This is a genomic window from Aquimarina agarilytica ZC1 (assembly GCF_000255455.1).
Classification (GTDB): Bacteria; Bacteroidota; Bacteroidia; order Flavobacteriales; family Flavobacteriaceae; genus Aquimarina; species Aquimarina agarilytica.
Genome location: NZ_JH621279.1, coordinates 1 through 13913, shown reverse-complemented (window position 1 = coordinate 13913; position 13913 = coordinate 1). Strand labels below are relative to the sequence as shown.

Annotated in this window: 9 protein-coding genes; 2 read left to right on the top strand and 7 right to left on the bottom strand. The window is 31.7% G+C overall.

Translation table 11 applies throughout. From position 1 onward, the window contains the following. The first annotated feature begins 17 nt into the window (after positions 1-17). The gene (locus tag KQA_RS0214705; protein ID WP_010182216.1) at positions 18-1190 is read left to right on the top strand and encodes a THUMP domain-containing class I SAM-dependent RNA methyltransferase; all 1173 of its coding nucleotides are present in this window, start codon (positions 18-20) and stop codon (positions 1188-1190) included. Between the two features lie 73 nt (positions 1191-1263). Here the strand turns inward: KQA_RS0214705 and KQA_RS19670 are convergent, their stop codons facing one another. Then, positions 1264-3252, bottom strand: coding sequence for an Ig-like domain-containing protein (locus KQA_RS19670; protein ID WP_010182214.1), 1989 nt, complete (start codon positions 3250-3252; stop codon positions 1264-1266). 241 nt (positions 3253-3493) lie between these two features. Continuing rightward, the gene (locus tag KQA_RS0214690) at positions 3494-4432 is read right to left on the bottom strand and encodes a hydrogen peroxide-inducible genes activator (RefSeq protein WP_010182213.1); all 939 of its coding nucleotides are present in this window, start codon (positions 4430-4432) and stop codon (positions 3494-3496) included. A gap of 125 nt (positions 4433-4557) precedes the next feature. On the opposite strand from KQA_RS0214690, the gene KQA_RS0214685 reads away from it, so the two are divergent. Further along, positions 4558-5892 (top strand): retropepsin-like aspartic protease, encoded by a 1335-nt coding sequence (locus tag KQA_RS0214685; protein WP_010182211.1) that lies wholly within the window; start codon positions 4558-4560, stop codon positions 5890-5892. Between the two features lie 169 nt (positions 5893-6061). On the opposite strand, the gene KQA_RS0214680 is transcribed toward KQA_RS0214685, so the two are convergent. From KQA_RS0214680 to KQA_RS0214660, 5 genes are all read right to left on the bottom strand, one after another. Then, positions 6062-8584, bottom strand: coding sequence for a BspA family leucine-rich repeat surface protein (locus tag KQA_RS0214680; RefSeq protein ID WP_010182210.1), 2523 nt, complete (start codon positions 8582-8584; stop codon positions 6062-6064). 137 nt (positions 8585-8721) lie between these two features. After that, complete coding sequence (locus tag KQA_RS0214675; RefSeq protein ID WP_010182209.1) at positions 8722-9294, bottom strand: non-canonical purine NTP diphosphatase; 573 nt, start codon at positions 9292-9294, stop codon at positions 8722-8724. A gap of 102 nt (positions 9295-9396) precedes the next feature. Continuing rightward, positions 9397-11568, bottom strand: a complete 2172-nt coding sequence (locus KQA_RS0214670) for an endonuclease MutS2 (protein ID WP_010182208.1) — start codon at positions 11566-11568, stop codon at positions 9397-9399. Positions 11569-11620: 52 nt separating this feature from the next. Then, positions 11621-11965 (bottom strand): HopJ type III effector protein, encoded by a 345-nt coding sequence (locus KQA_RS0214665; protein WP_010182206.1) that lies wholly within the window; start codon positions 11963-11965, stop codon positions 11621-11623. Between the two features lie 475 nt (positions 11966-12440). After that, positions 12441-13373 carry a hypothetical protein gene (locus KQA_RS0214660; protein ID WP_010182205.1) on the bottom strand — a complete coding sequence of 311 codons (933 nt, stop codon included), beginning with the start codon at positions 13371-13373 and terminating at the stop codon, positions 12441-12443. Positions 13374-13913 lie beyond the last annotated feature (540 nt).

Sequence of the window (13913 nt, the reverse complement as noted above, 5' to 3'; positions counted from 1 at the left end):
TATTAAGTTTTAATAGCGTGAGTACATCGTTTAAAATGGTTGCCAAAACTTTTTATGGTTTTGAAGAAATATTGGCCAATGAGCTTCGAGTTTTAGGAGCCGAAAGAGTCACCCAAGGGAATCGAATGGTAAGTTTTTATGGAGACACAGGTTTTATGTATAAAGCCAATTTGTGTTTGCGTTCGGCTTTAAAAATTTTAAAACCTATAGCAGAGCAAAAAGTTGCAGATAATGAGGCTTTATATGATTTTGTAAAAAGTATTAATTGGGAAGATTATATGTTTAAGGATGATACATTTGCCGTATATGCTACTACGGTAAACTCCACGACCTTTAACCATTCTAAATATGTAGCATTAAAGTCCAAGGATGCTATAGTTGATCAGTTTAGAGATAAATATAATGAAAGACCAGATGTGGATACCAATCATCCAGATTTAATGGTTTCCATACATATTTCTGAAGATATTTGTACCATTTCATTGGACAGTTCAGGAGAATCACTTCACCACAGGGGATATAGAACAGCAACTAATATAGCACCTATTAATGAAGTGTTGGCAGCTGGTTTATTAATGCTTTCGGGGTGGAAGGGGCAATCTGATTTTTTGGATCCTATGTGTGGTAGTGGTACTTTACTTATTGAAGCAGCGATGATTGCTTGTAATATTCCACCGAATTTAAATAGAAAGGAATTTGCTTTTGAAAAATGGTTGGATTGGGATATGGATCTTTTTGAAAAAATAGAAGCTTCTGTTTTAAAAAAGATACGCGATTGTTCGATTAAAATTTCTGGCTTTGATAAAGCTCCTTCGGCAGTAAGAAAGGCTCAAGATAATATTGAAAATGCGAACATGAGTGATTTTGTGAGTATTGAACAAGCCGATTTTTTTGAGTCGACAAAACAAATGGCCCCAGAAAAATCATTACATATGGTATTTAATCCACCTTATGGAGAGCGTTTACCTATTGATATGCCAACATTTTATGGTCAAATAGGGGATACGTTAAAAAAAGAATACCCAGGAACTGTTGCTTGGTTTATTACTTCGGATTTAGAGGCTTTAAAATATGTAGGACTTAGACCTTCAAGAAAAATAAAAGTATTTAATGCCAAGCTTGAAGCCCGTTTGGTAAATTATAATATGTACGCCGGTAGTAAACGAACAAAATTTCAACAAAAAGACTAGAGTTTTTTGTTTATAAAATAAAGCCAGGTTTCCTTATGGAAACCTGGCTTTTATATGTATAATTCGAGTTTAATTATTCTTTAATTAATTTTAAAGTAAATTCAGCGTTAGTATCTGAAAGTTTTACAAAATACATTCCTTGAGTAAGCAAATCAGTATTAATATTTGTATCACTATTTACTACTCCCGCTTTTACAATACTCCCCGATAAATCATAAATAGTAAAGTCGAAATCATCGGATTTTAAATTTGTAATCCTAAATTGATTTTTCACAGGATTAGGTACAATTGCTAAGTTTTTATCTGGATTAACTGCAAAATTAGCCACAGATAATACTTTAGTTCCTTCTAAAACAAATCGTTCTAAATTCCATTCCCAATCATCGGCATTACTACCAGCTCCTTGTAAACGTATGGTGTGTTCTCCTTCGGTCAATGTGATTCTTGTAGGTACTTCAAGTGCTACAAAATCATTCCACCCACTAGCAATAACGGCAACATTTGATACAGAAACACCATCCACTAACATTTCTATTCTAGATGCTTCTAAAGGTGTACCAATATAATAGGTAACTTTAAAATCATCAGTAGCAGGAATGTTCACTATATAATCTCCCCAATCCCCTTTTTGATTAAAATTGATACCAGCTTTACCGTTTACAGCAAACTTACCAAAACCATCATAGGTTCCACCAGTTTCGTTAAAATCTTCGGCTTCAATGACTAATTCTTTATCACCGGCTGTTGTTGGTGCTGTATCAATAACAGTAACCTCTATAGTGTTTGTTAATCCTCCATCATTAGAAGTAGCAGTTATAATAGCAGTTCCTTCAGAATTTGCTGTAATTACACCATCGGTGTCAACTGAAGCTATAAATCCTTTATCGCTTGACCATGAAACTTTTTTATCTGAAGCATTACTTGGTTCCACTGTAGCGGTTAAGGTTGTAGTTTCTCCTATAGTTAAACTAAAGTTTTCGCTATCAATACTTACGCTTGTAGCATCAACAAAATCTAGTGCTTTAACAGGTTTGTACACTCTAATCCAATCTACCTTCATGGTATGATCATCTGGAAAGTTTTTAATTTCTTCATCAGTTGGTGTACTTCCTTGCGCAGCTCTCCAATCCTGATCCTCCATATTTATAATAATATCCATAGGCTTATTTAAACCTGTACGGTTAGCAGCAGTTCTATCTGGAGAAGTAATATTTAATGGGTCAATGCCATCTAAACCAGGTTGATTGTCTAAACTGTTAGAAACTTTAACTAATTTTCCATCTAAATAAAATTCTAAATAAGTAGGGCTTTTCCAATAGACACCAAACCTATAGAATTTTTCGTGCCAATAGGTTTTTGTTCCTACAGGACCTGTATACCATGTAGTAGCATCTTTTGGTTGGTAATCCTCAAAGTTTGGAGGTCTAATAAACACATGATGGCTAAAATGTAATCGATCCGCTAAACTAATGTTAGATCCAAAAAAGACATTCCTAGCATATTGTCCTCCCCAAGCTTCTAAAAAGTCAATTTCCTGAGTATCATCGGGACTCAAAAGCCAACCTGCACATGCCGTAACTGCGTTAGGAATTTTGGCTCTGGTTTCAATATAGACCGGAAATTGTATTTGTTTAGTAGATGATATACAACCTAAACGTGTCGCTTGACTTTCAAAGTCTACATTATTATGTAAAAACTTTTTTAAATCAGGTGTTTCAAGTCTTTTGGTAATTAATTGGAGTTGTCCATCTTTAACGGAAACGTTTTCGTGTCTCCATCTAGTTAATCCAGGCCCTTCCCAATTTTGATGGTAATAATTATACCATTTGTTTTTTACAGCATTTGAACTGCTTCCGTCAACACCCTCACGGCTTCCAAAAAATGTTCTTGCTGTACTTGGATTAAGTGTGTAATTAAAATCGTCGGAAACATCCTCTTGAAGTTCCCAAACTTGTTTTGATCCCGCATCGGCAGGGACTTCAATACCATCCCAATCATTCTGGGATTGAACAGATACACCTGTAAGTAATCCGAACAGTACTAATAGTCTAACTTTTTTCATAAATAAATATATAGGTTATAGTTTTTTTTATGAGCAGTAAATATTTGAATGATTAATTGTTAGAATAGTGATAAAAATATTATTTTTAACAAAAAAACATGTCAAAAACATAATAAATGTGCAATTAGCATCTATTATCGTTTGAGTACCTATAAACATTAGGTATACGATAATTTTATACCTGAAAAATAATAGGTATATGATATAAGAATTTTACTTCAAATATAAATTTTGAACTAAATCATTTACCTAAAGGACTAATTATTTGAACATTTTGAAAAGCAATGGCCCCTTTTATAATTGAAGTGATGGTATCTTTTAATGAATTTATGATTTGAATTTTCAATTCACTTTTATGATAAATTAAACTTACCTCTCTGGCAGGACTTGGGTCCTCAAAGGAGCGTAAATTTTGCTTATCGGTTTCTTTGATATCTAAACTATTTAAATAGGGGAGTAATGTCATACCTAAGCCTTCATTGGCAAGTTTTATCATTGTTTCAAAACTACCACTAGCTAGTTTAAAGCGCTCTTCATCATAAGTTTTTTGAGTTTTACAAATATTTAGAACACTATCTCTAAAGCAATGCCCATCTTCCAATAGTAACATTTCATTAATGTCTAAATCTGCAGGAGAAAGCTTTTCATGATTAGCTAGTTTGTTATTAGGAGGAACATAACCTACAAAAGGCTCATAATACAATACACGTTCTTTTATATTAATATTATTTAAAGGTGTTGCAGCAATAGCTGCATCTAAATGACCATCCAAAATATCTTGAATAATGCTTTCGGTAGGTAATTCGACTATTTTGAGTTTTACCTTAGGGAATTTTTTTATATAAGTATTTAAAAACATTGGAAGTAAGGTAGGCATTATAGTAGGTATAATACCCAGAGTAAATTCCCCACCAATAAAGCCTTTCTGTTGATCAACAACATCTTGCATTCGGTTACTCTCATTTACAATATTCCGAGCCTGTACGACTAGTTTTTTTCCTACTTCTGTAAGTTGTATTGGTTTTTTTGTACGATCAAAAATTTGAATATCTAATTCATCTTCAAGCTTTTGTATCTGCATGCTAAGCGTGGGCTGTGTTACAAATACGTTTTTAGCGGCTTTAGTGAAATTTTGATATTCGGCAACTGCCAATACATATTTAAGCTGTGTTATTGTCATGTGATTATCTTGTAGGATAAAACTATGAATTTTTCTTTAACAAATTGAATCCTATCAAAATTTTTCTTACAAATTTGAAAGTATTGAATTAATATTAATTGTATCTTTTACTAAACTGTCAAATTTTGAAAAGAAGTACTTTAGAATTTTTAATAATTAGTTTATTCTTTACTTTTTTTGCGAATGCCCAAAAGGGATATCAATTCGTTGATCCTGAAATTCAAAAATATAAGTTAAAATTTGAGCTAATAAGTAACATGATAGTGATTCCTGTGGTATTAAATGGGACAGAACTTACTTTTATTTTGGATACGGGGGCGAGTTCAACACTACTTTTTAATACCACCAACGTAGATTCTTTAAATCTAAAAAATATAAAAAAACGTAAAATAAAAGGACTTGGGTCCTCACAAGCGGTAGAAACAATTCATTCAAACAGTAATGTGTTTAAAATTGGGGAGTTAATTAATCCTAATCAATCATTGGAGTTGATCTTGGATAAGGATATAAATTTTTCGGGTCGTTTAGGTATTCCTATCCATGGTATTATAGGATGTGATCTGTTTACAAATTTTACCGTTGCTATTAATTACAGCCAAAAATTTATAAAGTTTTATAAACCCGAAGCATTTAACATTAAAAAAGTAAGGAACTATGAAAAAAACACCTTGCAGATTTTTAAAAAAAGACTGTATGTAAATAGTGCTATTGTTTTGAACAAGAAATCCATACCCGTTAAAATGTTATTGGACACTGGTGCTGGTGATACAGTATGGCTACTTAAAGACTCCAGTAATGGAATTGATATTCCTGAAAAGAATTTTGAAGACTATATGGGTAGGGGAATTGGCGGAGATATTTTTGGAAAGCGAAGCAGATTAGACAAACTGTCCTTAGGTAAATTTAATTTTTATAATACTACCGTTTCATTTCCAGACTCTACAACTGTTGCTATAGTTAAAAGCTACAATGGAAGAAATGGGAGTATTTGCGCCAAATTATTAAAACGATTCAATTTGGTGATTAACACTTCGGAAAGGGCAATTTATTTAAAAAAGAATCATTTTTTTAAGGATCCATTTGAATATAACATGAGTGGGATTGAAATTGAGCACAGTGGAAAGAAAATTGTATCCACGTTTAATCCTAAAATTGGGTTTTCGGATACTAATGACCAAGGTATTGAAACCACGACTACATTTTCGGCAACTAAGTTTTACAAATTTGAACTAGTCCCTATTTTTGAAGTAGCACAAGTAAGAAAAAATTCTCCAGCATTTGAAGCTGGAATAAAAAAGGGAGATGTTATATTATCGATAAATAATAAGAGTTTAGATCATAAAAAAATTAGTGAAATTTCAGAATGGTTATCATCTAAACAAGGTAAGAGAACTACTATTATTGTTGAAAGAAATGGAGGTAAGTTAAAGTTTCAATTTAACTTAAAAAGAATGTTGTGAATTGATATTTTCTTAATGTGTCATTCAAATAAAAGCGAATAATATTATAATGCGAGTTGAGTATAATTTTATCCGAATTAAAATCTTCTTTCTTGAATTGAATACATGTAAAATAATAGGCGTATGCGCTTAATTTTTGACCAAATTAAGCGCATACGCCTTGTTGATATTATTGTTTTATAAACTTGATAGGGGCATAAAAATTACTACTTGTTTGTAGTTGTAAAAAATATATTCCTGTATCTATAGAAGTAACATTTATCGAATTATTAGCTTTAGATAATTTTCCAGACATCACATTTTTTCCAGAAATACTCATAATTTGATAGCTTGTATTTGTAGTGAGTATACTTGTGTCCACAAATAATTCTTTTGTGGTAGGAATAGGGTATAATTTGATGGGCTTTTTTTCTTTAAAAATAGGATCTAATATACTTAGCGTACTACAATCGTTGGTATCGCCTTCAATTTTGAAGCCATGATTTATTAATTTTTGTCTTGCTGCTTCTGCTGTACAGTATGTAAGTCCTCTAGCGCTAATATAAAGGTTATCGGGAAGGCCTTTATCAACAAGTTCCGCCCAAGCTTTTAAAACTTTGTCATAATTGGTAGTTGACAGTCCTGAGTCATCAAATACTCCTACTAAAAGCCCCACATTTCGAATATCCCAGCTACTCAAATCTTGATCAAAGGATGTAGCCCCTTTAAAAATTCCACTTAAGCTAGTAACATTACTCACATCCCATAGACCAATATTTTGATTAAATGAAGTTGCGAAACCAAAAACTCCCTCCATGGATTTTATATTATTTATATCCCACTTGCTAATATCTTGATTAAAATGAGCATTGTTATAGAACAAATTAGTAATATTTGTAACATTACTAGTGTCCCACTTACTAATGTCCTGATTGAAAGTAGAGCTAGTAAACATAAATGATAAATCTTTTACGTTTTGTATATCCCAATTTCCAATATTTTGATTAAAGGAAGATCTAAAAAACATTCCCTCCATATTCGTTACATTACTAACATCCCACATGCTAATATCATGATTAAATGTGCTTTTTTCGAACATGTAATTCATTTCAGTAATGTTTGTTACATTCCATGATTCTATATTATCTGCTCTACTTAATCTAGTACCTGATAACATTCTTACTGTGCTTTTAACACTGGATAAATTAGGACTATCATCGGCAGTAATATTTAAATTTTTACACCCATCAAATGCATTTTTGAATGATATCCATGGATTTTTACCCCATTGTCTTATTACAAGTAGTTTATGATTATCCTTTTCTTCAAAAGTAAAATTATCAAAATTATTAAAGTTAATTCTAGGGAAATCTCCAGTGATTTGAATACTATAAATACCAGCTTGATCATAGGTATGGGTAATATCTCCGGTTACTGCAGTATCAGATTTTCCATCTCCCCAATTAACCGTGTAATTGTAGCCATCACCTATGGTAGGTATTGTAATTTGATTGTCATTGCTTTTTCCTAAACGATTAGTTTGCCAAATAGTGATAAATGAACTTTGATTACAATCGTTTACATCATTTAAAATAGTCCAATTATGAGTGTTTATAAGTGTATTACGGGCACTTTTAGCATCACAATAAATTAAGCCTGTTGCTCCCAAATTTATTCTATTTGACTTAGCAGATGTAGACCAGCCTTTTAAAATAGTATCATAATTAGCGATGGATATGTTTGTAAAATCTAACATATTACTCATATTAATAACATTACTTATGTCCCAACTACCTATATTTTGATCAAAATGAATAGCATTGAAAAACATGCTTTGCATAGTAGTCACATTGCTTACATTCCAATCGCTTATATTTTTATTGAAAGAAGAAGCCAGGTGAAACATATTTTCCATGGTTGTTACATTGCTTACATTCCAATTCCCTATGCTTTGATTAAAAACATCAGCCCTGTAAAACATATTTTTCATAGTAGTAACATTAGCTACATCCCATTCAGAAATATCCTGATTAAAGTTAACGGCAAGTTCAAACATATTTGACATATCTTTCACACTTTGAACATTCCATTTACTTAAATTTCCGTTAAATGATAATGCTTTTTTGAAAAGATTTTTCATGTCAGTCACTTTACTAACATTCCAGTTATTTAAATCATTATTAAATTTCCTTGCCTCTCTAAAAAGACCTCTCATATTAGTTACATTACTCACATCCCAATGCCCAATAGTGGCATTAAGTAAATAATTATCCGCAAACATTTCGGACATGTCTGTAACTTTGGAAAGGTTAGGGGCATCGGTTGCATTTATTGATTTTAATGAGACACACCCCGAAAAAGCATTTTTCATGGAGCGCCATTCAATGCTGCCCCATTGTTCAATACTTCTAATTTTTAAAGCATTACCAAGGTTGCCGCCTAGTCTTGTTAAACTACTATTAAAAAATATTTGAGGGAAGTCTCCTGTAATTTTAACGGTATACAAACCTGGAACATCATAGTTATGCTCAATAGTACCTGGTATATTCGTTTCAATAGTACCATCACCCCAGTCAACAGTGTAATTGTATCCCGATCCAGTCGTAGGAATGATGATATTTTTTTCGGTACCGGTATCCCATGTAGTAATAAATGCTTGGGATTGAGAAAAAATATTTGATGTAATTAATAAGAATAAAATAAAAATTTTCATTTTCAATTGGCTTTAAGTTTTTATAATAACAGCTTAACTATATAAAACCCCACCTTAGAAAGTGAAAAAAAGTAAACTCTATGAGTTAATTTTATGTGAATCAAACCTAGGTTCTTGTTTAAACCCTGAGTATGCGGCTATTTAAAAAAAGAAATAAGCTTTTGAACCGCTTTGCCACGATGTCCAATTTTATTTTTTTCAGCTAATGGCATTTGAGCAAAAGTAGTTTGATAACCTTTTGGCATAAAAATAGGATCATAGCCAAATCCTTGATCTCCTAATTTTTCGGTAGTGATTTCTCCTTTGCAAATGCCTTCAAAAGTAAGTAACTCTGGACTAAAACCCACTAAAGCAATTACCGTTTTAAAGTGCGCATTTCGGTTGTTTTTAGTTGCTAAATTGCTTAAAAGCTTCTGCATATTTTTTTCAGCATCTTTTTCAGGACCTGCATAACGTGCAGAGTAAATACCAGGTTCTCCATTTAATGCTTCAACTTCCAAACCAGTATCATCGGCAAAGCACGAATAACCATAATTATCATAAACATATTGGGCTTTTTGAATGGCATTACCTTCAATAGTAGCCGAAGTTTCAGGAATATCCTCAAAGCACTTAAGATCTTTTAAACTTAATAGTTCTATAGTGTCGGGTAGGAGTGCTTGAACCTCTCTTACCTTATTTTGATTATTGGTGGCAAATACTATTTTCATTTTGGTTGTTCTTTTGAGTTGTTAGTTGTCAGTTGTCAGTTATGAGTTGTCAGTTGATAGATTTTTTTTGAAGAATTCAAAAAAAAATCTAAAATCTAAAATCTATTTCTTAACCCTTTCTACCAGTTCTAGTTGGTCTAAACTTACATTTGTTGTGAATAGGCCGTAATTGACAATTGCTTTGCCTTTTTCAATAGAATCAATGGTTCCTACAGCTTTTCCGTCTAGTAATCGTACTCTATCATTTATTTTAGGTAGCAATTTTGGTTTTTCAGGCTTAGCTTTTTCTTGTTCCTTTATTTTTTGTTTTTCAACTCTAATTTTAGCTACTTTTTGTTGGGCTTCATTTTCAATTTGTTTCTTTTTGGCAGCTTCGGCTTTACGTTGTTTAAGTGATTGCTTTTTTATTTTAGAGTTTTCAACTTCAATAATTTTCAAAAACTCGTCAATCATAGGACGTTTCTTTTTTGTCCTGTAATACGTATCGCTAAGTTCTTTTACTTTGTTTCCCAAATAAATTAAACGCTGATTACTGTCATAAAGCTCTTGGAAACCTTCCAATTTTTTTTGGACACGCTCATTTATTTTTTCTAAACGTTCTCTTTCATCTTCAGCTTTATTGGCGTGTTTCGTTAAATTAGTACGTGTTTTTTCTAATTTTGAACGCTCTTTTTGAAGGTCGGCAATGCTTTTGTCAAACCTAATTTTACCTCGTTCTACTTTCTTTTTAGCCTTGTTAATTAAGCTATATGGAATTCCATTTTTTTGAGCAACTTCAAAGGTAAAAGAGCTTCCAGCTTCGCCTAAGTTTAACTTAAATAAAGGCTTTAAGCTATGGGCATCAAACATCATATTGGCGTTGGTTATAGCGGGTAATTCATTAGCTAGCATTTTTAAGTTAGCGTAATGCGTTGTGATGATTCCAAAAGCCTCTCTTTCATAAAAAACTTCTAGAAAAGCTTCAGCCAAAGCACCTCCCAATTCGGGATCGGAACCTGTACCAAATTCATCAATTAAAAACAGGGTTTTATTGTTACACTTCCGTAAGAAGTAATTCATGTTTTTTAATCGATAACTGTAGGTACTTAAGTGATTTTCTATAGATTGATTATCGCCAATATCTGTTAAAATGGTATCAAATAAACACACACGACTGTATTCGTGTACGGGTATCAACATAGCACTTTGAAGCATAAGCTGAAGTAATCCAATAGTTTTTAGTGTGATACTTTTTCCACCCGCATTGGGTCCAGAAATAACAATTATTCGACTATTTTGAGCAAGACCTATAGTTTGAGGATAGGTTTTTTCTTTTTTTGAGGTGTTATTTAAATACAGCAGGGGGTGATAGGCATCCCTTAAATACAAATCACGTTCACTGTTAATTTTTGGGAGAATAGCATTCATGGATTCGGCATATTTAGTTTTTGCCGAAATCATATCAATAGCACTTAAATAGGTTTGAAAAGAATCAATAATTTCGCTGTAAGGACGGATATGATTTGTTAATTCCTTTAAAATACGAATCACCTCTTCACGCTCTTCATAAAATAAATTACTTAACTCATTATTAAAAGTACGCGTAGCTTCAGGTTCAATATATACAATACTTCCGGTTTTAGAGCTCCCCATGATAGCCCCTTTTACTTTACGGCGATGCATAGCTTTTACTGCTAAAACCCTGCGGTTATCAACAACAGTTTCTCTAATTTCATCCAAATAGCCCTGAGCATTATAACGTGATAAATCGCGTCCAAAACTCCCGTTTAGTTGTGATTGGATATTGGTGACACCTTTTCTAATTCGTGTTAATTCATGCGAAGCCGTATTTTTAACCTCCCCATAACGATCTATTACAGCTTCAATGTTTTGAATTAAATCAAGTGTAAATGTAATTTCGCTTGCAAAATGAGCTAGGTTAGGGTATAATTCATGTTTCTTTTTAAAAAAAACTAGCAGGTCATTTACAGTCAGGTTTAGGGATACAATTTTTTTTAAACCTAAGGCTTCAATAAATGTATTTTCAATACCCAGTAATTTAAGTTCGTTATCCACCAAATCATAACCATGGTTGGGGATACGTGCATCTTGTAAGTATGAGGATTTGTATTCATTAACCTTTGCCAATTCATAAAGCAGTACTTCCTCTGTAGTGTACGGCACAATAGTTAATGCCTCTATTTTACCCTTTTCGGTAGTACAAAGCTCCGAAATATGCATCAAGACTGTTTCAAATTCAAGATCTTGAAGTGTTTTTTTAGAAATTTTAATCATAAAAATTGTAGCTTCTTACTGCAGCGCTAAATGATAATGGTATTATAAAAAATTATTTTTGAATTAAAGCTTGACCATTAAACTCAATACCTGTCCATGAAAATTTGATAAAATTACGAATATTAGTATGGTCATTCCCTGTTGGATTTTCCAATACATCTTTTCGGTAATATTCGCCAAAACAAGCTAATGTATCTTCTTTTGAAAGTTCATTTATTTGCGCAAAAGCAAATAGTTTACATGATCCAGAATTTTGTCCTGCTTCATTATAAGTATCCCCGTTTTTAAAGGCTGTTTCTGTAAAATTATAATTTGCTTCGATAACTTCCATAGTTTCTGCGAAAGCGATAGTACTAGGTGTTTGTCTAAGTTTGTTTAAAAAATCTGTCAATTTCATATTTGTCTATGTAATATATTTTTTAGCAAATTTACGTTTTTAGTTTATTTATAAGGCTTTCCTTTTTATTCCGTTTTTAATAACATTTACCCATTGAGATTATTGCGATAAGTCATCAAACAAATAATGTTATACGATTTGCTGATAATAATTTCGTATAAATATGCTGAATTATTTTTTGTTAGTCTAAGGCAGGGCAGCACTATAGTGATGAGCCAGTTGATGCTTGCAGGAAAAAGCATAGCCTAAATTATGATTGCTTTTTTTAACGCCAGAATAGTGAAAAAGAAACAGCAGATATGCGAAATTTTTGTTAGTAAATCGTATTAGTACAAGCTTAGCGGAAGTTTTTGAAAGGTCTTTCTAAAAAGGGTTTTATGTTGAGTTAAGATTCCTAGAAATAAGTGGAATTAAAAAAAACCATGATTTGAATAAACAAACCATGGTTTTTGGAAAAAATAAAATAAATTGTTTGTTATTCTTCAGTTTTCTTATGAAATAAGTTTTGATAAATTACACCAAAAGAAAATGAGGATTCATTACTAAAATTTCGCCCATCTAAAGTTGTGGTATAACCAGCAGAAACCCCCCAGTGATCTTTGTAAATAGGAACGTAAGCGGAAAAACCTAAAGAAGTAAAATCCACTTCAGTTTCTGGTAAAATGGCAGGACCTCCAGCGGCCATAAATTCGGGTGTTCCAATATCTAACCCGTCAACTGAATCTTGAAAATCTAATTCGGCATGCACATAAAAGTATTTATGAAAATACCCAATTTTAGCACCATACGAAAGTGTAGAAGGTATATTAAATTCATCACTATCACGTACACTAGATCCTCCTTGCAATTCAATAAATAAATTCATAGGCAATTCATATTGAGCAATAAAATCAAAATTATATGAAGTAGCTTCATTACCGATAGATAAAACACCTTCTCCTTCGTAATCACTAAGTGGTAATCCAATTCCTGTTGCAAATCCTAAATTAAATCGCCCAAAACCATCACCACTTTTTTCAAAAATTTTAAACTTAGCAAAAATATTCAAATCTTGCACCCCAGATATTTCATTATCATCAAGGACAGGATCTTTTTGACCTGTTCCACTTGTATTTTTTATGTAAGGGATATTTACATCAATAGATATTTTATCAGTAATACCATATTCAGCATATAAGTTAAAAATATCAGATGTAATTTCTCCTAAGCCAGCTGGGTTACCTGGACGCTTATTACTTCCAGCCCAAAAATCATCAGACTGCTTATATGTATAACTTGTTGCAATGGTTAATTTACCTTGATCTGGATAAAATCCACTAGTTAAAATTTGTGAAAACCCTTTAAAAGAACACAAGCCTAATGCGGCTAGTGCTGTTGAGCGTTTGAGTGTTTTGAGTGTTAGAGTCATAATTTTTTAATTATTAATAAATGATGATTAATTAGACTTACTAACGGCTTATAATTACAGGTGTTTTATCAAAAAAATGTTATTTGTTTAATTGATATTAAAAACAATGTTAATTTAAATGATAGATAATTTTACATGTTAAATATTGAATACTATTCATTTTTTTAATTGTTTACTATTCAATTTTATATTTATATTTTTTTTAACATAAATTATTTTTATTTTTTATAAATGTCTGATTTTAAATAAAATAAATGTTATTTGTTAAATTTTAATTAAAAAATAAATAGTGCACAATATTCTAGAAATAGTAATTTGTGTAATTTCAATCAACATTTTTTTTATTGTTTAACATTGAAATTCCCATACTAAACTGTGCTTTTTCTTTCTATTATAAGATAAAAAGAAAACCCCTAACGAGGTCGTCATATTCTTTTTTCAGTGATATGAAATAGTAAAAGAAAAAATACGATTTACAGGTATCCGTCCGAGCAACTACGTTTTAGATTTTTACTGATATCCAGGTAATAGTTCTTCAAG